Here is a 19401-nt window from a genome sequence, read left to right on the forward strand (position 1 = left end):
CAGGGCTCTTCTGATGCCCCGTGCCCCGCCGCCTACACGGTGGCACGGTGGCCTTCTCACGGCGGACCCCCAAAGGTGGAGCGTCGCCCCGCGGTGTCCCGACACGCGTCTGCCCCTGACCGCACCACGCAACCGCGAGGCCGCCATGTCCGCAACATCCATCATCTGCACCTCCCTCTCCTTCACCTGGCCGGACGGCACCCCCGTCCTCACCGGCCTGGACGCCGCCTTCGGCCCCGGCCGCACCGGGCTCGTCGGCGCCAACGGCTCGGGCAAGTCCACCCTCCTCAAGCTGATCGCGGGGGAGCTCACGCCGTCGCACGGCACCGTCCGCGTCACCGGCGAGAGCGGCCACCTCCCGCAGAACGTCACGCTCGACACCGGGATGCGCGTCGACCAGGCGCTCGGCATCGCCGCGCAGCGGGCCGCGCTGCACGCCATCGAGGCGGGCGAGGTCCGCGAGGAGCACTTCGAGACGGTCGGCGACGGCTGGGACGTCGAGGAGCGCGCCCTGGCCGCCCTCGGCGAGGTCGGGCTCGGCCGCATCGGCCTCGACCGCACCGTCGGCGAGGTGTCCGGCGGCGAGTCGGTGCTGCTCCGGCTGGCCGCGCTGCTGCTGCGCCGGCCGGACGTCCTGCTGCTGGACGAGCCGACCAACAACCTCGACCTGTACGCGCGGCGGCGGCTGTACGCGGCGGTGGAGTCCTGGCCCGGCGTGATGGTCGTGGTCAGCCACGACCGCGAACTGCTGGAGCTGGTGGACCGCACCGCCGACCTGCACGCCGGGGAACTCACCTGGTACGGCGGCAACTTCTCGGCCTACGAGAAGGCGCTGGCCGAGGAGCAGGAGGCCGCCGAGCGCATGGTGCGCGTCGCCGAGGCGGACGTGCGCAGACAGCGGCGCGAGCTCACCGACGCCCAGGTCAAACTGGCCCGCCGCAAGCGGTACGGCCAGAAGATGTGGGACAGCAAACGCGAGCCGAAGATCGTCATGGGTGCGCGCAGGCGCGCGGCGCAGGAGTCGGCGGGCAAGCACCGCATCCTGCACGAGGAGCGGCTCGCCGAGGCCCGGGAGCGGCTGGACGAGGCCGTGGAGGCGGTGCGGGACGACGAGGAGATCCGCGTCGACCTGCCGCACACGGCCGTGCCGCCGGGGCGGACCGTCCTCACACTGCGGGACGTCCGCCTGAGGTACGGCGCGCGCGTGGACGGGGAACTGCGGCTCCAGGGGCCCGAGCGTGTCGCGCTGGTCGGACGCAACGGCTCGGGCAAGACGACGCTGCTGCGGACCGTCGCCGGGGAGCTGGCGCCGGTGTCGGGCGAGGTGAGTGCGCACGTCCCGGTGCGGTTCCTGCCGCAGCGGCTGGACGTCCTCGACGGCGACCTGAGCGTCGTGGAGAACGTGGCCCGCCAGGCGCCGGACGCGACCAACAACCACATCCGGGCCCGCCTGGCCCGCTTCCTGTTCCGGGGGGCGCGGGCGGACCGGAAGGCGGCGACGCTGTCCGGCGGCGAGCGCTTCCGGGCGGCGCTGGCCGCGCTGCTGCTCGCCGAGCCGGCGCCGCAGCTGCTCATGCTCGACGAGCCGACGAACAACCTGGACATGGCGAGCGTGCGCCGGCTGACGGGCGCACTGGAGTCCTACGAGGGAGCGCTCCTCGTGGCCAGCCACGACCTGCCGTTCCTTCAGTCGGCCGGCATCACCCGGTGGCTGCTGGTGGAGGAGGGGGTGATCAGGGAGACCACGTGGGAGGCGATCGCGGATCCGGCGTAGCCACCGCCCGGTCCGTCCCGGCGGCGCCGCCCCGGAACCGGGACGGACCGGCGCGCCGCCGCACGCCTCGGCTCGGCACCGCGCGGCTCGGCTCGGCACCGCCGCCCGGCTCGGCACCGCCGCCCGGCTCGGCTCGGCGGCGCCGGGGGCGCCGTGCGGCGCCGCCCGCCCTTCGTCGCGCGCGGCCGCGCGGACCTGCGGCGCACCGGAGCGCGACCCGCCTCGCACCGGCATACGGCCGCCCCCACCCGCGCGCGGCCCACCGCCCGCCGGCATACGGCCGCCTCCCGTCGGCACGCGGCCCAGCACCCACCGCCCACCGGCGCGCCGATCCGCCTCCCACCGGTACGCGCACCCGCGTCACGCCGCGCCCGCGCCGGGTGTGCGGCGCCCGTGGCCGGTGGGCCGGCGGACCGGGGGGCCGGCGGGCCGGGGGGCCGGCGGACGCTCCGGCGGGCCGGGGCCGCTCGCGTCTCAGGAGGGGCACAGCCCGGCAACGAGGGTTTTGTCCGTACCCACGATTGACGCATCATGGCGAATCGGCGCGTCCGTACCCGCGCCGCCGAACCACCCCGCCGATCCGGAAGGTCACTCGTGCCCAGCCAGAAGGCCCTCGTCCGCCGCCCCAGCCCCCGCCTCGCCGAAGGGCTGGTGACGCACATCGAGCGGGAGCCGGTCGACGTGGAGCTCGCGCAGCGGCAGTGGGAGGCGTACGTCGAGGCACTGCGCACGCACGGCTGGGAGACGGTCGAGGTGGAACCGGCCGACGACTGCCCCGACTCGGTGTTCGTGGAGGACACCGTCGTCATGTACCGCAACGTCGCCCTGATCACCCGGCCCGGCGCCGAGTCGCGGCGCGAGGAGACGGCCGGGGTCGAGGAGGCCGTGGCGCGCCTGGGCTGCTCGGTGAACTGGGTCTGGGAGCCGGGCACGCTGGACGGCGGGGACGTGCTGAAGGTCGGCGACACGATCTACGTCGGGCGGGGCGGGCGCACCAACGCGGCCGGGGTGCAGCAGCTGCGGGCCGCGTTCGAGCCGCTCGGCGCGCGGATCGTCGCCGTTCCCGTGAGCAAGGTGCTGCATCTGAAGTCGGCGGTGACGGCGCTGCCCGACGGCACCGTGATCGGGCACATCCCGAAGGTGGACACACCCTCGCTGTACCCGCGCTTCCTGCCGGTGCCCGAGGAGTCCGGCGGGCACGTGGTGCTGCTCGGCGGCGGCAGGCTGCTGATGGCGGCGAGCGCGCCGAAGACCGCGGAGCTCTTCGCCGACCTGGGCTTCGAGCCGGTCGTGGTGGACATCGGCGAGTTCGAGAAGCTCGAGGGATGTGTGACGTGCCTCTCGGTGCGGATGCGGGAGCTGTACTCCTGACGGGCCCTCCTGAAGGCCCGCGCGGCCCCGGGACCTGCGGGTCCCGGGGCCTTCGCACACGTGCGTTCACTCCCCTGCGCGCCCGCCCTGATCAGCGGCCTTTACGGCGCACTTAACCTACGGCCTCGTAACCTACGCCTTCGTAGCCTACGATTCCGTAGGTTCCCGGCACCGCTCGCCGGCCCCCACGCGCCCCCGTCAGTTCCGCACGTCCCCCTGGAGTTTCCGTGACCCTCACCTCTCCTCACCTCGGCAGCCCGTCAGCCTGGACCGACACCCGGCTGCTGTACGCCCTCGAGGAGGTGGTCGAGAAGGAACTCAACCGGCATCTCGACGTCGCCAAGGACTGGATGCCGCACGAGTACGTGCCCTGGAGCGACGGCCGCAACTTCCCCGGCCTGTTCGCGGACGGCGAGGCCTGGGACCGGGAGCAGTCCAAGGTCACGGACATCGGCCGCACCGCCCTTGTCGTCAACCTGCTGACGGAGGACAACCTCCCCAGCTACCACCACGAGATCGCCACGCTGTTCGGCCGTGACGGCGCCTGGGGCACCTGGGTGCACCGCTGGACCGCCGAGGAGGGGCGGCACGGCATCGTGATGCGCGACTACCTGCTCACCTCGCGGGCCGTGGACCCGGACGAGCTGGAGCGGTTCCGGATGGCGCACATGAGCGAGGGCTTCGAGTCCGACAACGGTCACTCGATGCTGCACTCGGTCGCCTACGTCGCCTTCCAGGAACTCGCCACCCGCATCTCGCACCGCAACACCGGTCACCAGTCCGGCGATCCGGTCTGCGACCGCATGCTGGCGCGCATCGCGACCGACGAGAACCTGCACATGGTGTTCTACCGCAACCTGCTCAAGGCGGCGTTCGAGATGGCGCCCGACCTGACCATGATGGCGGTACGGGACGTGGTGGTGAACTTCCGCATGCCCGGGCACGGCATCCCCGGCTTCGAGCGCGCGGCGGCCCGGATGGCCCTCGGCGAGATCTACAACCTGCGCATCCACCACGACGACGTGCTCCAGCCGGTGCTGCGCTTCCTGAAGGTCATGGAGATCGACGGGCTCGGCCCCGAGGGCCTCAAGGCCCAGGAGGAGCTCGGCCTGTTCATGGGCGGCCTGGACGAGCAGGCCGCGAAGTTCGACGAGAAGCTGGCCGCGCGCAAGGCGCGGCTGGCGGCCCGCGCGGGGGCCTGAGCGACCTAACGGCGACCGGCCGCCTGCGCCCGCCCCGGGACTTTCCGGGCGGGCGTCAGCGTGTCACCCGCCGCAGGGCGAGCCGCTCCTTCTCGGACAGTCCGCCCCAGACGCCGAAGCGCTCGTCGTTGGCCAGCGCGTACTCCAGGCAGGCCGGGCGCATCTCGCACATGGCGCAGATGCGCTTGGCCTCCCGCACCGAGCTGCCCGGCTCGGGGAAGAAGAAGTCGGCCCCGGTCTGCGCGCACAGGGCCTGGGTCTGCCAGCCGGTCTCGTCCGGCGCCGTCGTCTCGAAGTGCATGGCGCGATCGTGCCGGGCGGCGAAAAACGTTCGATCAACGCGGCATCAACGCGGTACGCCGTGAGCGCGGCACCGCGCCGGAGGCGGCGTACGGCGCCCGCGGACGGCCGGGAGCGGCGCCTGTCCTCCGCCCGTGCTCTCTTGCCCGGCACGGTGTCCGATGATGGCGCGGTGTCCGGGCATGTGCACGGCGGCGCGCGCGAGCGCCGGGCCGCTGTGCGGCGCCGCCCGGCCGTGTTCCGGCGGCGGCTGTCAGTGGGCGGTGCCAGACTCGGCAGTGCAGACAACCGGGCCGCTTCCAAGGAGGGCAAGGATGCTCACCACCCGCTTCGTCAACGGCGCCCCGAACTGGATCGACGTCGGCACCACCGACATCGACGGGGCCCGCTCGTTCTACGGCGGCCTGTTCGGCTGGGAGTTCCGGTCCGCGGGCCCCGAGGCCGGCGGATACGGCTTCTTCCAGCTCGACGGCAGGACGGTCGCCGGGGGGATGCAGACCTCCGCACAGCAGGGGCCGCCCTCGTGGACCGTGTACTTCCAGAGCGCCGACGCGGAGGCGACCGCCAAGGCGGCCGAAGAGGCGCACGGCAATGTGCTGATGCGGCCCATGGACGTGATGGGCCAGGGCCACATGGCGGTGCTGGCCGACCCCGCCGGGGTGACGTTCGGCATCTGGCAGCCGGGGCGGACCAAGGGCGTGGACGTGGCCGGCGACGTGGGCTCGCTGTGCTGGGTCGAGCTGTACACGCCGGACGTCGCCGCCGCCGCCGCGTTCTACCACAAGGTGCTGGGCCTGGAGACGGCGGGCGTGCCCTTCCCCGGGGGCACCTACACCTGTGTGTATCCGGCCGGGGGCGGCGACGACTCGATGTTCGGCGGCATCGTGCCGCTCGGCGAGGACCCGACCGAGGCCCGGACCGGCGCCTGCTGGCTGCCGTACTTCGAGGTCACGGACGCCGACGCCACGGTCGCCAGGGCCCAGGAGCTCGGCGGCACGGTCCGGGTGCCGGCGACGGACATCCCCGGTGTCGGCCGTATCGCCCGGCTCGCCGACCCGTACGGCGCCCGCTTCGCGGTGATCAAGAGCGCGCCCCGGCCGTCCTGACCCCCTGACCGCGGGAGTCTGTGCGTCCGGGGCTCCCCGGCTTCGCCGCCGCCGCCCCGGATCAGGTGACAGGGCCGGGCGGCCGGGTCCGGAGACAGGACCGGGCGGCCGGGTCCGGCCCCAGGACCCGGCGGGCGGCCCGGTCGGGCGGAGGGGAACCGTCCGGCGACGGGGCGGTCAGGCGGAGGCGCGCCGGATCAGCGTGGTCGGGAGGACGACGCTGTGCGGGGCGGCGCCGGTGCCGTCGGCGGCGGGGTGGCGGTCCAGGCCGCGCAGCAGCAGGCGTGCCATGAGGCGGCCCATCTCCTCTATGTCCTGACGGACCGTCGTCAGGGGCGGCTCGGTCTGCTCGGCCACGGGCAGCATGTCGTCGAAGCCCACCACGGCGACGTCCTCGGGCACCCGCAGCCCACGCTCGCGCAGCACCCGCAGCGCCCCGGAGGCGGTGAGGTCGTTGGCGGCGAACACGGCGTCCAGGTCCGGGCAGCGGTCGAGGAGTTCGCGCATGGCGCGCTCGCCCCCGGCGGGGGTGAAGTCGCTCTCCACGATCAGCCGGGGATCGGCGTCGACCATGACGTCCCGGAAGCCGTCGAGCCGGTCCACCGCCGAGGTCTGGTCCAGGGCGCCGGTGATGTGCCCGATGCGGGTGCGGCCGAGGCCGACCAGGTGCCGTACGGCCTCCCTGGCCCCGCCCCGGTTGTCGCTGTCGACGTACACGATGCCGCGCGCGGCCTCGCTCCAGCCGGGCCGGCCGCCGAACACGGTCGGCACGCCGGCCTTCTGGATCAGTCCGGGCAGCGGGTCGTCGAGGTGGAGGGAGAAGACGAGCGCGCCGTCGACATGGCCGCCGGCGAGATAGCGCCCGACCCGGGCGTGGTCGTCGCGGCCCTCCGTCAGCAGCAGCACCAACTGCGCGTCATGCGCCGTCAGCTCCTTGCTGATGCCGCGCAGTTGCAGGGCGAAGAAGGGGTCGGCGAAGACCCGGGTCTCCGGCTCGGCGATGACGACGGCGACGGCGTCGTGGCGCTTGGTCACCAGGCTGCGGGCCGCCTGGTTGGGCACGTAGCCCAGTTCCTCCACGGCCTGCCGGACCCGCTCGGCCAGCGGCTCCCTGACCCCCTCCGAGCCGTTCACCACCCGGGACACGGTGGCCCGCGACACCCCCGCCCGCGCGGCCACGGCCTCCAGCGTGGGACGCGACGCTGTCTCGGTCACTTCGGCACTCCTCACCGGCGATTGCGGATCAGGATAGACCCGGCCGGTTACGGCCGTGAGAACGCTCTCGCCGGTGTGAGGGGATCCGGTCAGGACGCCGTGGGCGGCTCCTTGCGGGCCCTGCTCGGCTGCACCCGCTTCGGCTCCCCGGGCATCTTCGGGTACTCGGGCGGATAGGGCAAGTCGCCCAGGCCGTGGTCCCGCTCGTCCCGGGCGGCCAGGGCCAGCAGCGCCTCGAGCGAGTAGGCGTGCTCGTCCATGCCGGCGTGCACGTCGCCCACCTCGGCGAACCGGGCCGGCATGGTCGCCAGGTCGAAGTCCTCGGGCTGGGCGACGCCGACCTCCTCCCAGCGCAGCGGCGCCGAGACGGGCGCGTGCGGGCGGGGCCGTACGGAGTAGGCGGAGGCGATGGTGCGGTCGCGGGCGGTCTGGTTGTAGTCCACGAAGATGCGCGACCCGCGCTCCTCCTTCCACCACTTGATGGTCACCTGCTCCGGCATCCGGCGCTCCAGCTCCCGGCCCACCGCGACCGCGGCGCGCCGCACCTGGGTGAACGTCCAGCGCGGCTCGATGGGCACGAAGACGTGCAGGCCGCGCCCGCCGGAGGTCTTGGGCCAGCCGCGCAGACCGCCGAACTCCTCCAGGACGGCGCGCAGTTCGTGGGCGGCACGGACCGCGTCGGCGTAGTCGGTGCCGGGCTGGGGGTCGAGGTCGATGCGCAGTTCGTCGGGGTGGTCGACGTCGCTCCGCCGCACCGGCCAGGGGTGGAAGGTGAGCGTGCCGTACTGGGCGGCCCACACGACGGCGGCCTCCTCGGTGGGGCACATCTCGTCGGCGCTGCGCCCGCTGGGGAAGGTGATGTGGGCGGTGGGGATCCAGTCGGGCATGCCCTTGGGCGCCCGCTTCTGGTAGAACCACTCGCCCGTGATGCCGTCCGGGTAGCGCTCGAGCGTGGTGGGCCGCTCGCACAGGGCGCGCAGGATGCCGGGGGCGACCGCCTGGTAGTACCGGGCGACGTCCAGCTTGGTGAAGCCGCGCTCGGGGAAGAACACCTTGTCCGGGCTGGACAGCCGTACGGTCCGCCCGGCCACCTCCAGTTCCACCGCATCGCCCATGCGAGCCACGGTAGGCGTGCCGCGCACACCTCGCACACCGGGCGAACACGGACGGGTACGCGCAGAATCGGTGCCATGGAGCTGCCCGTGATGCCGCCCGTGAAGCCGATGCTCGCCAAGTCGGTGGCGCGGATCCCGCCGGACATGCAGTACGAGGCGAAGTGGGACGGGTTCCGCGCGATCGTCTTCCGCGACGGGGACGAGGTGGAGCTGGGCAGCCGCACCGGCAAGCCGCTCACCCGGTACTTCCCCGAGCTGGTCGAGGCGCTGAAGGAGCGGGTGCCCGTCCGCTGCGTACTGGACGGGGAGATCGTGATCGCCCGGGAGGGGCGGCTGGACTTCGACGCGCTCAGCGAGCGGATCCACCCGGCCGACTCCCGGGTGCGCATGCTGGCCCGGACCACCCCGGCCTCCTTCGTGGCGTTCGACCTGCTGGCGCTGGACGACCGGTCGCTGCTGGACGTGCCGCTGGCGGACCGGCGGGAGCTGCTGGTGCGGGCGCTGGGGGACGCGACGCCGCCGGTGTACGTGGCGCCGGCGACGACCGACATCGACGTGGCGCGGCAGTGGTTCGAGCGGTACGAGGGCGCGGGCCTGGACGGGGTGGTCGCCAAGCCGCTCGGGCTGCGCTATCTGCAGGACGAGCGGGCCATGTTCAAGGTGAAGCACGAGCGGACGGCGGACGTGGTGGTGGCCGGCTACCGCCACCACAAGAGCGGGCCCGTCGTCGGCTCGCTGCTGCTCGGCCTGTTCGACGAGGAGGGCCGGCTCCAGCACGTCGGGGTGTCCGCCGCCTTCCCGATGAAGCGGCGCGCGGAGCTGATCGAGGAGCTGGAGCCGCTGCGGATGGACGACGTGGCCGGGCACCCGTGGGCGGCCTGGACCGAGGAGGCCGCCCACGAGTCGGCCCGGCTGCCCGGGGCGCCCAGCCGCTGGTCCGGCAAGAAGGACCTGTCGTGGGTGCCGCTGCGGCCGGAGCGGGTGGCCGAGGTGGCGTACGACCACATGGAGAACGGGGCGCGGTTCCGGCACACGGCGCGCTTCCGCCGCTGGCGTCCGGACCGCACCCCTGAGAGCTGCACCTACGCCCAGCTGGAGGAGCCGGTCCGCTACGACCTGGCGGAGATCCTCGGCCCGCCGTCCTGATCCGGGCCACCCTCTTGATCCGACCCGTGCTCCCGATCCGGCCCGCGGGCGCTCGCGGCCGTACGGCGGGCGCGGGCGGCCGGGCTCACGGCTTCATGATCACCTTGATGGCGCCGTCCTGCTTGCGCTGGAACATCTCGTAGGCGTGCGGCGCGTCCGACAGCGGCACCCGGTGGGTGGCGAAGTCGTCCACGCCCAGCGGGTCCTCGTCCGTCATGTAGGGCAGGATGTCGTCGATCCAGCGGCGGACGTTGGCCTGGCCCATGCGCAGCTGGATCTGCTTGTCGAACAGGGTCAGCATCGGCATCGGGTCCGCCATGCCGCCGTAGACGCCGCTGAGCGACACCGTGCCGCCGCGGCGCACCAGTTCGATGGCCAGGTGCAGTGCGGCGAGCCGGTCCACGCTGAGGCGCTCCGCGAGCGGCGCGCCGATCGCCCGCGGCATCACCGCCGCGGCCTGCTGGACCAGCCGGGCCACGTGGCTGCCGTGCGCCTCGGTGCCGACGGCGTCGATCACCGCGTCGGGACCGCGGCCGTCCGTCTCGTCCTGGATCGCGGTGACCAGGTCCTTCTCGTGGTGGAAGTCGCGCAGGTCGTAGGTCCGCACGCCGCGCCCGCGCGCCCGGTCCAGCCGCTCCGGGACCAGGTCCACACCGAACACCCGCTCGGCCCCGCGGGCCAGCGCGATCCGGCACGCCATGTCGCCGATCGGGCCGAGACCCAGCACGGCGACGGTGCCGCCGCGCGGCACGTCGGCGTAGGCGACCGCCTGCCAGGCGGTGGGCACCACGTCGGAGAGGTACAGGAAGCGGTCGTCGGCCGGGCCCTCGGGCACCTTGATCGGACCGTAGTGCGCCTGCGGCACGCGCAGGTACTCGGCCTGGGCGCCGGGGACGGCGCCGTACAGGCGGGTGTAGCCGAACAGGGCGGCGCCCATGCCCTCGCTGGTGACCTGGGTGGTCTCGCACTGTGTCTGCAGGCCCGTGGAGCACATGAAGCAGTGCCCGCAGGAGATCTGGAACGGTACGACGACGCGGTCCCCGGGCTTGAGGTTCGGCACCTCGGAGCCCACTTCCTCGACGATGCCCATGGGCTCGTGGCCGAGGATGTCGCCCGGTGTCATGAACGGGGTGAGCACCTCGTACAGGTGCAGGTCGGAGCCGCACAGACCGGTCGAGGTGATCCGGATGACGGCGTCCGTCGGCTCCTGGATCTTCGGATCGGGGACGTCCTCCACCCGAACGTCGCGCTTGCCCTGCCAGGTGACTGCCTTCATAACCGGCGCGCTCCCTCCGTCGCCTTCGGTCGCTGTGCGGCGCCCGGGTACCCGGGCGCCGTACGGGCGAATCGCGCCGCCGGGACCGCCGGCCGGGCCGCCGCCCACGCCGCCCGGCCGCCCCGCCCACGCCGCCCGGCCGGCGGTCCCGCACGCACGACGGCGTACGGGGCCGATCGGCCCACCCGAACGCGCCCGGTCGGAACCGATCGGGTATGGCCATCGATGAAGCGACAAACACACAATCAACAGACAACGATGACGAGACGGACGACGAGACGGGGGAAACGGTGGGCGAGGGACGAAGAAGCCGGGCACGGAGGGCGCGCGTACGGCGCGCCATGACGGTGGGGGCGCTGCTGGCCGCGCTGGCGGCCCTCTCGCCCGCGATGACCGGCTGCACGGGCGGAGGCGGCGGGCCCGAGGACGGCCGGGGCGCCTCCCAGGGCCGGTCGCCGGCCTCGCCGGCGAGCCCGGGGCGCACCGGACCGGTGCTCGCCGTGAAGATCGACAATGTGCGGCAGGCCCGGCCGCAGACCGGTCTGGATGCCGCCGACGTCGTCTACACCGAGCAGGTGGAGGGCGGTCTGACCCGGCTCATGGCCCTCTACGCCACCGAACTGCCGCCGGTCGTCGGCCCGGTGCGCAGCGCCCGCGAGTCGGACCTGGAACTGCTGCGCCAGTTCGACCGCCCCGTGCTGGCCTTCTCCGGGGCGCAGTCCCGGTTGCTGCCGCTGATCCACGCGGCGCCGGTCGCGGCCGAGTCCCCGGACGACCGGCCGGACGCCTACTTCCGGGGCACCGGCAGGCCGGCCCCGCACAACCTCTATCTGCGTCCGGCCCGGCTGCTCGCCTCACCGCCGGGCGCGGCGGCGCTGACCACCGGGTTCCACTACGGCCCCGCCCCGTCCGGCGGCCGCGCCGAGACCGCGCGCACGGTGCGCTATCCGTCGGCGCGGTTCACCTTCACCTGGTCGGCGGCGCGGCACGGCTGGCGGGTGGCCATGGACGGCACGCCCGCCCTCACCGCGGACGGCACGCCGGTGACGGCGTCGACCGTGGTGGTGCAGCATGTGCGGGTACGCCCGTCGGGCCTGCACGACTCGCTCGGCAGCCACACCCCGTACACGGAGACGGTGGGCTCGGGGAAGGCGGAGGTGCTGCGCGACGGACGGGTCCACGAGGCCACCTGGAAACGTCCGCGGGCGGCGGACGGCACCGAGCTGACGGCCGCCGACGGCAGCCGGGTCGACCTGGCCCGCGGCCAGGTCTGGGTGGTCCTCACCGGCGACGGGTGACAACTCACGAGCGCCACGGGCGACCGGCCACCGGCGGCCGGCCCTCGGCCTCGACGCGCCCGCGCGCCCACGACCGCCGCGCGGCGGGTTCACCGGCGGCGGGCCGGCGACCTCGGCTCCCGGGTGTTCATGGCCGCGGGGCGAGGTGTTCCGCCGGGTTGCGCAGGCCTTCGGCCGCGTCCGCCACGCGCCGTACCAGGTCGATGAAGAGGTCCCGCTCGCGCGGGCTGAGCGGCCCGAGGAAGACCTGGTTCATCCGGGCGGTGCGCACGCTCAGCCTGCGGTGGGTGCGCTCGCCCTCCTCGGTGGGCCGCAGCAGGAAGCGGCGGCCGTCCTGCGGGTCGCGGACCTTGTCCAGCAGACCGCGCCGGAGGAGCCGGCCGACGACCTCGGCGATGGTGGACCGGTCCAGGCCCACGCGCTCCCCCACCGTGCGCTGGTCCAGTCCCGCCTCGGCGACCAGCGCGTTCAGCACCGCGAACTGGGGCGAGGTGATCTCCTCGGAGACCATCGTGTTCCACAGCAGGTAGTGCGCCTGCTGCAGCCGCCGGGCCAGGTGCCCGGGGTGGGTGGTGAGGTCCACGGCGGCCATGTGCGCTCCTCGCATGAGTTCCGTCGCCCGACGCCTCGTAAGCGTATCGAAATCGTAGGTGCACTGAACGATACAGCCCTCACCCCTCCCCCGGCCGGTCGACCAAGGGTCTTCTTCCCTGTTCACAATGGGTCTTGACGCCGTTCGCCCATCAGTGGCAGCGTGAGGGCGACCTCGCGGAAACAATCAGTGTGCTGACTATCTCGGGCCCTCTGGAGACCGGGACGCTCGGCAGGAATGAGGCTTGTGCCGATGGACAAGGTGGTCGCCACCGCGGCGGAGGCGGTGGCCGATGTGCCGGACGGCGCGTCGCTGGCGGTGGGTGGTTTCGGGCTCAGCGGTGTGCCGAACGTGCTGATCCAGGCGCTGTACGAGCGCGGGGTGAGCGGTCTGTCGGTGGTCTCCAACAACTGCGGCGCGATGGAGTCCGGTCTCGCGGTGCTGCTGGCGGCCGGCCGGATCGCCCGGGTGACCGGCTCCTACATCGGCGCGAACAAGGAGTTCGCCCGGCAGTACCTGGCCGGGGAGCTCGAGGTGGAGCTGATCCCGCAGGGCACGCTCGCCGAGCGGCTGCGGGCCGGCGGGGCCGGCATCCCCGCCTTCTACACCCCCGCCGGGGTGGGCACCCAGGTCGCCGACGGCGGGCTGCCCTGGCGCTACGACGGCGCGGGCGGGGTCGCGCTGGCCTCGCCGCCCAAGGAGGTGCGGGAGTTCGACGGGACGGAGTACGTGCTGGAGCGCGGCATCCGCACCGACTTCGCGCTGGTCCGCGCGGCGCGCGGGGACCGGCACGGGAACCTGGTGTTCAACAAGTCCTCCCGCAACTTCAACCCGCTGGCGGCGATGGCGGGCCGGATCACCGTCGCCGAGGTGGAGGAGCTGGTCGAACCCGGCGCGATCGACCCGGACGCGGTGCACCTGCCCGGCATCTTCGTGCAGCGCGTCGTCGCCCTCACCGCGGAGCAGGCGGCCGACAAGAAGATCGAACGGCGCACGGTCTCCGGGCCCGGCCCACGAGGGACGGTGAGCGGCTGATGGCCTGGACGCGTGAGGAGATGGCCGCCCGCGCGGCCCGTGAGCTGCGGGACGGGCAGTACGTCAATCTCGGCATCGGGCTGCCCACGCTGATCCCCAACCACCTGCCCGAGGGCGTGGAGGTGGTGCTGGAGTCGGAGAACGGCATCCTGGGCACCGGCCCCTACCCGGCCGAGGACGCCGTCGACCCCGACCTGATCAACGCGGGCAAGGAGACGGTCACGGTGCTGCCCGGGGCCTCGTTCTTCGACTCGGCGCTGTCGTTCTCGATGATCCGCGGCGGGCACATCGACGTCGCCGTGCTCGGCGCGATGCAGGTCTCCGCGCGCGGCGACCTCGCCAACTGGGCCGTCCCGGGCAAGATGATCACCGGGATCGGCGGGGCGATGGACCTGGTGCACGGCGCCCGCACGGTCGTCGTGGTGATGACCCACACCGCCAAGGACGGCTCCCCGAAGATCCGCACCGAGTGCGCGCTGCCGCTGACCGGCAAGGCGTGCGTGGACCGGATCATCACCGACCTGGGCGTCCTCGACGTCACCGGCGACGGGCTGGTCCTGGTCGAGACCGCGCCCGGGGTGAGCGTGGCGGAGATCGTGGAGCGGACCGACGCCGAACTGACCGTCCCGGAGGGCCTGCTGTGAGAACCGTCTACGTGGTGGACGCGGTCCGCACCCCCATCGGCCGCTACAACGGCGCCCTGGCCCCGGTGCGCCCGGACGACCTCGCCGCCCATGTGCTGCGCGAACTCCTCGCCCGCACCCCCGCCCTGGACCCGGCCCGCGTCGACGACGTCTACCTGGGCAACGCCAACGGCGCCGGCGAGGAGAACCGCAACGTCGCCCGGATGGCCGTACTGCTGGCCGGGCTGCCCACCTCGGTGCCCGGCGTCACCGTCAACCGGCTGTGCGCCTCCGGACTGGAGGCCGTCGTCCAGGCGGCCCGCGCCATCGCCGCCGGGGACGCCTCGGTCGCGATCGCGGGCGGGGTGGAGTCCATGACCCGTGCGCCGTACGTGCTGCCCAAGAGCGACAAGCCGTTCCCGGCCGGCCACGCCGAGCTGTACTCCACCACCCTGGGCTGGCGCATGGTCAACCCGAGGATGGAGCCGCAGTGGACCGTCCCACTGGGCGAGTCCGCCGAGCTGATCGCCGACAAGCACGGCATCGGCCGCGAGCGGCAGGACGAGTTCGCCCTCGCCTCCCACCGGAAGGCGGCCCGGGCCCAGGCGGACGGCCTGTTCGACGCCGAGCTGGTCCCGGTGACCGTGCCGCGGCGCAGGGGCGGGCCGCAGGTCGTCGGCGCCGACGAGTCCGTACGCCCGGACACCTCCGCCACCGCGCTGGCCGGGCTGAAACCGTCCTTCCGGGCGGAGAACGGCACCGTCACCGCGGGCAACGCCTCCCCGCTGAACGACGGCGCCGCCGCCCTCCTGCTCACCGACGAGGAGGGTCTGAAGGCCACCGGCCGCGAACCGCTCGCCCGGATCGGCACCACCGGCGTCAGCGCCACCGACCCGCACTACTTCGGCCTCGCCCCCGTCGAGGCCGTCCACCGGGCCCTGGCCAAGGCCGGGAGGACCTTCGCCGGCCTGGACGTCCTGGAACTCAACGAGGCCTTCGCCGCCCAGGTGCTGGGGTGCCTGGCCGAGTGGCCCGAGTTCGACCCCGCGATCCTCAACCCGCAGGGCGGCGCCATCGCCCTCGGTCATCCGCTCGGCGCCTCCGGCGCCCGCCTCGCCGGCACCGTCGCCCACCAGCTCGCCCGCAAGGGCGCCGGCACGGGCGTCGCCGCCCTCTGCATCGGCGTCGGCCAGGGCCTCGCCCTCGTCCTCGAACGCTAAGAAAGCGTCAGGTGACCCCATGACCCTCACCCAGCACGACATCGACCAGGAGATCGCGGCCGAGCACGCCGCCTACGAGAAGCGGCGCGCCGAGGGCGGCCCCGTCGAGCACCACCCGCGGCGCGACTACGCGCCGTACCGCTCCTCGGTGCTGCGCCACCCCAAGCAGCCGCTGGTCGCCATCGACGTCACCAAGGACCCGGAGCTGGTCGAGCTGTCCTCGCCCGCCTTCGGCGAACGGGACGTCACCGGCGTCGACAACGACCTCACCCGGCAGCACACCGGGGAGCCGCTCGGTGAACGGATCACCGTCTCGGGGCGGCTGCTCGACCGGTCCGGACGCCCGGTGCGCGGCCAGCTCATCGAGATCTGGCAGGCCAACTCGGCCGGCCGCTACGCCCACCAGCGCGAGCAGCACGACGCCCCGCTGGACCCCAACTTCACCGGCGTCGGGCGCACCCTGACCGACGCCGAGGGCCGCTACCACTTCACCACCGTCCAGCCGGGCCCCTACCCCTGGCGCAACCACCTGGGCGCCTGGCGCCCGGCCCACATCCACTTCTCCGTCTTCGGCACGGCCTTCACCCAGCGGCTCGTGACCCAGATGTACTTCCCGAACGACCCACTGTTCCCCTACGACCCGATCCTGCAGTCCGTGACCGACCACGCCGCCCGGCAGCGCCTGGTGGCGACCTACGACCACGGCCTGTCGGTGCCGGAGTTCTCCCTCGGCTACCACTGGGACATCGTGCTGGACGGCCCGCACGCCACCTGGCTCGAAGAAGGACGCTGACCTGCCATGACGAAGATCGACACCAGCGGTGCCGAGGGCGTCCCGCCCACGCCGGCGCACACCGTGGGCCCCTTCTACGGCCATGCGCTCCCCTTCCGCGGCGGCGAGGAGATCGCCCCCGTCGGGCATCCGGACACCATCACCGTGCACGGGTACGTGTACGACGGCGAGGGGCGGCCGCTGCCGGACGCGCTGCTGGAGGTGTGGGGCCCGGACCCGGACGGCCGGCTGCCCGCCGTCGACGGCTCCATGCGGCGGGATCCTGCCTCCGGGGGCTTCCTCGGCCGCAACGGCGTGGAGTTCACCGGCTTCGGCCGCGTCCAGACCGACACCGACGGCCACTGGTACGTGCGGACCCTGCGGCCCGGCGCACGCGGCGCCGGAGCCCCGTACCTGAGTGTCTGCGTCTTCGCGCGCGGGCTGCTCGTGCACCTGTTCACCCGTATCTACCTGCCCGGCGACGAGGCCGCGCGGGCCGCCGACCCGCTGCTCGCCCGGCTGGAGCCCGAGCGGCGCGCCACGCTGATCGCCGCGGACGAGGGCCGGGCGACGTACCGTTTCGACATCCGCCTTCAGGGCGAGGGCGAGACGGTCTTCCTGGAGTTCCGGTGACACCTCCCTGCGCCGACACCGGTCTGCTCGGCCCCGGCTGGGCGGGCTCGCCCGCCGAGGCCGCGACCAGCGACACCGCCTTCCTGCGGGCGCTGCTCGACGCGGAGGCCGCCCTCACCGGCGCCCAGGCCGCGCTCGGCCTGGCCCCGCGGGCGGCGGCGGACGCGGTGCGCCGGGCGGCCGACGAGGGCCGGTTCGACGTGCGGGACCTCGCCGAGCGCGCCCGCGGCGGCGGCAACCCGGTCATCCCCCTGGTGGCGGACCTGGCCGAGGCCGTCGGCGAGGAGTACGGCCCCTACGTGCACCGCGGCGCGACCAGCCAGGACATCATGGACACGGCCGCGATGCTGGTGGCCTCGCGCACCCTCGGCCTGGTCCTGGCCGACCTGGCCCGTGCCGGGACCGCGCTGGCCGGGCTGGCCGCCGCGCACCGGGAGACGGTGATGCCGGGCCGGACCCTGACCCAGCACGCCGTGCCCACCACGTTCGGCCTCAAGGCCGCCGGGTGGCGCTCGCTGGTCCTGGACGCCCGGGACCGCCTCACCCGCGTACGGGACACGCTGCCCGCCCAGCTCGGCGGCGCGGCGGGGACCCTGGCCGCGTTCGCCGCGTACGGCGCCGGCGACCCGACCGAGCTGCCCGGGGCGTACGCCCGTGAACTGGGCCTGTGCGAGCCGCTGCTGCCCTGGCACGTGCTGCGCACCCCGGTGGCCGACCTGGCCGGCGCGCTCGCCTTCACCGCCGGGGCGCTCGGCAGGCTCGCCGCGGACGTGCTCGTCCTGGCCCGCACCGAGACCGCCGAGGTGGCCGAGGGCAGCGGCGGCGGCTCGTCGGCCATGCCGCACAAGGCCAACCCCGTGCGCTCCACCCTGATCGCGGCGGCCGCCCGCCGCGCCCCGCACCTGGCGGCCACGCTCTACGCGTCGATGGCGGCGGAGGACGAACGCCCGGCGGGCGCCTGGCACGCCGAGTGGGAGCCGCTGCGCGAACTGCTGCGCCTGGCCGGCGGAGCCGCGCGGGACGCCGCCGAGCTGACCGAGGGCCTGCGGGTGGACGCGGACGCCATGCGCGCGCATCTCGGCCTGACCCACGGGCTGATCGTCTCCGAGCGGCTGTCGGCCCGGCTGGCGCCGGTGCTCGGCCGCGCCCGGGCCAGGGAGCTGCTCACCGAACTCGCCCGCCGCGCCTACGCGGAGGGCCGCGGCCTGGGCGAACTGCTCGCCGAGCGGCCGGAGCTGAAGGACGTCGCCCTGGACGAACTCACCGACCCCGCCCGGGCCACCGGCTCCGCCGTGGCCCTCACCGACCGTGCTCTGGAGCGACGTTGACAAGCAAGCTGCTCAACCACCGCGTCGAAGGCCCCGGCTGTGCTCCGCCGCTGCTGCTGGGCCCCTCGCTCGGCACCTCGTACGCGCTGTGGGACGCGGTCGCGCCCGAGCTGGCGGTCTCCCACCGCGTGGTCCGCTGGGACCTGCCCGGGCACGGCGGCTCGGCGGCGGACCTCATCGGCGCGGGCGCGACCGTCGGAGACCTGGCCCGGCTGGTGCTGCGGCTGGCGGACTTCCTCGGCATCGAGCGGTTCGCCTGGGCGGGGGTGTCGCTGGGCGGTGCGGTGGGCCTGCATCTGGCGGTGCACCACCCCGAGCGCGTGTCGTCCCTGGCCGTGATCTGCTCCTCGGCCCACTTCAACGGGGCGCGGCCCTGGCGGGAGCGGGCCGAACGGGTCCGGCGGGAGGGCCTGGGCCCGCTGGCGGACGGCGCGGGCGCCCGCTGGTTCGCCGGCGACTTCACCGTGGAGCGGCTGATCCGCGACCACCGGGAGGCCGACCCGGCCGCGTACGCCGCGTGCTGCGACGCGCTGGCCGCCTTCGACCTCACCGACCGGCTGGCGGACATCGCGGCGCCGACGCTGCTCGTCGCTGGCCGGGAGGACCCGGCCACCCCTCCGGCGCATCTGCGGCAGATCGCGGACGCGGTGCCGGGCTCGGCGCTGGTGGAGATCCCGGGCGCCTCGCACCTGGCGCCCGCGCAGTGCCCCGGCCCCGTGCTGGCGGCGCTGCGCACCCATCTGGACGGGCCGCCCGGGCGGGGCATGGCGGTGCGGCGCGAGGTGCTCGGTGACGCGCACGTCGACCGGGCGCAGTCCCGGCAGACCCCGTTCACGGCCCCGTTCCAGGACTTCATCTCCCGCTACGCCTGGGGCGAGATCTGGACCGACCCGACGCTCAGCCGCCGCGAGCGCAGCATGGTCACCCTCACGGCGCTGGTCGCCCACGGCCACTACGACGAGCTGGCCATGCATGTGCGCGCCGCCCGCCGCAACGGGCTGACCGAGCAGGAGATCGGCGCGGTACTGCTGCAGACCGCCGTGTACTGCGGGGTCCCGGCGGCCAACTCGGCGTTCACGGTGGCCCAGCGGGTACTGGCGGAGGAACCGGCCGGGGAGGCCGCCGGGGAGGCCGCCGGGGAGGCCGCCGGGGAGGCCGCCGAGGGGTGACCGCGGCGGGCCGGGGGCTGGTGCTGTGGGCCCGCGGGCCGCGCGACGACGTACGCCCGCACGGCCACCCGCGACGACGTACGGCCATACGGCCACCCGCCCCACGTGCGACCCCACGGCCACCCGCCCCCGACGTGCGGGGCCACGGTCACCCGCGCCCACGCCCGCGCACGGCCGCACGGTCACCGGCCGCACGGTGCCGGACGGCCGGACGGCTACGGATCAC

General features: G+C 74.3%; 18 protein-coding genes. 13 read left to right on the forward strand and 5 right to left on the reverse strand.

What is annotated here, in order from left to right; all coding sequences use genetic code 11:
- The first annotated feature begins 145 nt into the window (after nucleotides 1–145).
- The 3 genes from ACI2LW_RS05935 to ACI2LW_RS05945 all read left to right on the forward strand — a co-directional run bounded on the left by ACI2LW_RS05935 (nucleotide 146) and on the right by ACI2LW_RS05945 (nucleotide 4347).
- Nucleotides 146–1774, forward strand: coding sequence for an ABC-F family ATP-binding cassette domain-containing protein (locus ACI2LW_RS05935; RefSeq protein ID WP_404729894.1), 1629 nt, complete (start codon nucleotides 146–148; stop codon nucleotides 1772–1774).
- 594 nt (nucleotides 1775–2368) lie between these two features.
- Nucleotides 2369–3145: a dimethylargininase gene (ddaH, locus tag ACI2LW_RS05940; protein ID WP_404729895.1), complete on the forward strand. Its 777-nt coding sequence runs from the start codon at nucleotides 2369–2371 to the stop codon at nucleotides 3143–3145.
- 227 nt (nucleotides 3146–3372) lie between these two features.
- Nucleotides 3373–4347: an acyl-ACP desaturase gene (locus ACI2LW_RS05945; RefSeq protein WP_404729896.1), complete on the forward strand. Its 975-nt coding sequence runs from the start codon at nucleotides 3373–3375 to the stop codon at nucleotides 4345–4347.
- 55 nt (nucleotides 4348–4402) lie between these two features.
- On the opposite strand, the gene ACI2LW_RS05950 is transcribed toward ACI2LW_RS05945, so the two are convergent.
- Nucleotides 4403–4648 (reverse strand): WhiB family transcriptional regulator, encoded by a 246-nt coding sequence (locus ACI2LW_RS05950; RefSeq protein WP_404729897.1) that lies wholly within the window; start codon nucleotides 4646–4648, stop codon nucleotides 4403–4405.
- Nucleotides 4649–4961: 313 nt separating this feature from the next.
- Here ACI2LW_RS05950 and ACI2LW_RS05955 point away from each other — a divergent pair, with 313 nt between their 5' ends.
- On the forward strand, nucleotides 4962–5753 hold the full coding sequence (locus ACI2LW_RS05955) for a VOC family protein (protein ID WP_404729898.1): 792 nt from the start codon (nucleotides 4962–4964) through the stop codon (nucleotides 5751–5753).
- 177 nt (nucleotides 5754–5930) lie between these two features.
- On the opposite strand, the gene ACI2LW_RS05960 is transcribed toward ACI2LW_RS05955, so the two are convergent.
- Both ACI2LW_RS05960 and ligD read right to left on the reverse strand, forming a co-directional pair.
- Nucleotides 5931–6968 carry a LacI family DNA-binding transcriptional regulator gene (locus ACI2LW_RS05960; RefSeq protein WP_404729899.1) on the reverse strand — a complete coding sequence of 346 codons (1038 nt, stop codon included), beginning with the start codon at nucleotides 6966–6968 and terminating at the stop codon, nucleotides 5931–5933.
- An 89-nt stretch (nucleotides 6969–7057) separates the two neighbouring features.
- Complete coding sequence (ligD, locus tag ACI2LW_RS05965; RefSeq protein WP_404729900.1) at nucleotides 7058–8083, reverse strand: non-homologous end-joining DNA ligase; 1026 nt, start codon at nucleotides 8081–8083, stop codon at nucleotides 7058–7060.
- A gap of 75 nt (nucleotides 8084–8158) precedes the next feature.
- On the opposite strand from ligD, the gene ACI2LW_RS05970 reads away from it, so the two are divergent.
- Nucleotides 8159–9229: an ATP-dependent DNA ligase gene (locus ACI2LW_RS05970; protein WP_404729901.1), complete on the forward strand. Its 1071-nt coding sequence runs from the start codon at nucleotides 8159–8161 to the stop codon at nucleotides 9227–9229.
- Nucleotides 9230–9314: 85 nt separating this feature from the next.
- Here the strand turns inward: ACI2LW_RS05970 and ACI2LW_RS05975 are convergent, their stop codons facing one another.
- A complete protein-coding gene (locus ACI2LW_RS05975; RefSeq protein ID WP_404729902.1) occupies nucleotides 9315–10505 on the reverse strand; it encodes a zinc-dependent alcohol dehydrogenase in 1191 nt (396 codons plus the stop codon).
- Nucleotides 10506–10846: 341 nt separating this feature from the next.
- Between ACI2LW_RS05975 and ACI2LW_RS05980 the strand changes: the two genes are divergently transcribed.
- Nucleotides 10847–11803, forward strand: coding sequence for a DUF3048 domain-containing protein (locus ACI2LW_RS05980; protein WP_404729974.1), 957 nt, complete (start codon nucleotides 10847–10849; stop codon nucleotides 11801–11803).
- Between the two features lie 127 nt (nucleotides 11804–11930).
- On the opposite strand, the gene ACI2LW_RS05985 is transcribed toward ACI2LW_RS05980, so the two are convergent.
- A complete protein-coding gene (locus tag ACI2LW_RS05985) occupies nucleotides 11931–12395 on the reverse strand; it encodes a MarR family winged helix-turn-helix transcriptional regulator (protein WP_404729903.1) in 465 nt (154 codons plus the stop codon).
- 252 nt (nucleotides 12396–12647) lie between these two features.
- On the opposite strand from ACI2LW_RS05985, the gene ACI2LW_RS05990 reads away from it, so the two are divergent.
- From ACI2LW_RS05990 to pcaD, 7 genes are read left to right on the forward strand one after another with little or no spacing between them, the layout of a single operon-like run.
- Nucleotides 12648–13430, forward strand: a complete 783-nt coding sequence (locus tag ACI2LW_RS05990) for a CoA transferase subunit A (RefSeq protein WP_404729975.1) — start codon at nucleotides 12648–12650, stop codon at nucleotides 13428–13430.
- The gene (locus ACI2LW_RS05995) at nucleotides 13430–14074 is read left to right on the forward strand and encodes a CoA transferase subunit B (RefSeq protein ID WP_404729904.1); all 645 of its coding nucleotides are present in this window, start codon (nucleotides 13430–13432) and stop codon (nucleotides 14072–14074) included. The genes ACI2LW_RS05990 and ACI2LW_RS05995 overlap by 1 nt, the downstream gene beginning before the upstream one ends.
- Nucleotides 14071–15273 (forward strand): thiolase family protein, encoded by a 1203-nt coding sequence (locus ACI2LW_RS06000; protein ID WP_404729905.1) that lies wholly within the window; start codon nucleotides 14071–14073, stop codon nucleotides 15271–15273. The genes ACI2LW_RS05995 and ACI2LW_RS06000 overlap by 4 nt, the downstream gene beginning before the upstream one ends.
- Nucleotides 15274–15292: 19 nt before the next feature.
- Nucleotides 15293–16066 carry a protocatechuate 3,4-dioxygenase subunit beta gene (gene pcaH, locus ACI2LW_RS06005; protein ID WP_404729906.1) on the forward strand — a complete coding sequence of 258 codons (774 nt, stop codon included), beginning with the start codon at nucleotides 15293–15295 and terminating at the stop codon, nucleotides 16064–16066.
- A 6-nt stretch (nucleotides 16067–16072) separates the two neighbouring features.
- On the forward strand, nucleotides 16073–16678 hold the full coding sequence (gene pcaG / locus ACI2LW_RS06010) for a protocatechuate 3,4-dioxygenase subunit alpha (protein WP_404729907.1): 606 nt from the start codon (nucleotides 16073–16075) through the stop codon (nucleotides 16676–16678).
- Nucleotides 16675–18006, forward strand: coding sequence for a 3-carboxy-cis,cis-muconate cycloisomerase (gene pcaB / locus ACI2LW_RS06015; RefSeq protein ID WP_404729908.1), 1332 nt, complete (start codon nucleotides 16675–16677; stop codon nucleotides 18004–18006). The genes pcaG and pcaB overlap by 4 nt, the downstream gene beginning before the upstream one ends.
- Nucleotides 18003–19175 (forward strand): 3-oxoadipate enol-lactonase, encoded by a 1173-nt coding sequence (gene pcaD / locus ACI2LW_RS06020; protein ID WP_404729909.1) that lies wholly within the window; start codon nucleotides 18003–18005, stop codon nucleotides 19173–19175. Before pcaB ends, pcaD begins: the two co-directional genes overlap by 4 nt.
- The last annotated feature ends 226 nt before the right edge of the window (nucleotides 19176–19401 follow it).

Origin of the sequence: Streptomyces sp. NPDC004065 (assembly GCF_044903565.1) — a bacterium.
GTDB lineage: Bacteria > Actinomycetota > Actinomycetes > Streptomycetales > Streptomycetaceae > Streptomyces.

Excerpts from the sequence above, each read along its gene's own strand:
- ACI2LW_RS05935 (WP_404729894.1), top strand. The coding sequence starts at position 146 with ATGTCCGCAACATCCATCATCTGCACCTCCCTCTCCTTCACCTGGCCG.
- ACI2LW_RS05975 (WP_404729902.1), bottom strand. The coding sequence starts at position 10,505 with ATGAAGGCAGTCACCTGGCAGGGCAAGCGCGACGTTCGGGTGGAGGAC.
- ACI2LW_RS05995 (WP_404729904.1), top strand. The coding sequence starts at position 13,430 with ATGGCCTGGACGCGTGAGGAGATGGCCGCCCGCGCGGCCCGTGAGCTG.
- ACI2LW_RS05950 (WP_404729897.1), bottom strand. The coding sequence starts at position 4,648 with ATGCACTTCGAGACGACGGCGCCGGACGAGACCGGCTGGCAGACCCAG.
- ACI2LW_RS05970 (WP_404729901.1), top strand. The coding sequence starts at position 8,159 with ATGGAGCTGCCCGTGATGCCGCCCGTGAAGCCGATGCTCGCCAAGTCG.
- ACI2LW_RS05990 (WP_404729975.1), top strand. The coding sequence starts at position 12,648 with ATGGACAAGGTGGTCGCCACCGCGGCGGAGGCGGTGGCCGATGTGCCG.
- ACI2LW_RS05955 (WP_404729898.1), top strand. The coding sequence starts at position 4,962 with ATGCTCACCACCCGCTTCGTCAACGGCGCCCCGAACTGGATCGACGTC.
- pcaH (WP_404729906.1), top strand. The coding sequence starts at position 15,293 with ATGACCCTCACCCAGCACGACATCGACCAGGAGATCGCGGCCGAGCAC.
- pcaG (WP_404729907.1), top strand. The coding sequence starts at position 16,073 with ATGACGAAGATCGACACCAGCGGTGCCGAGGGCGTCCCGCCCACGCCG.
- ACI2LW_RS05985 (WP_404729903.1), bottom strand. The coding sequence starts at position 12,395 with ATGGCCGCCGTGGACCTCACCACCCACCCCGGGCACCTGGCCCGGCGG.
- ACI2LW_RS05980 (WP_404729974.1), top strand. The coding sequence starts at position 10,847 with ATGACGGTGGGGGCGCTGCTGGCCGCGCTGGCGGCCCTCTCGCCCGCG.
- ligD (WP_404729900.1), bottom strand. The coding sequence starts at position 8,083 with ATGGGCGATGCGGTGGAACTGGAGGTGGCCGGGCGGACCGTACGGCTG.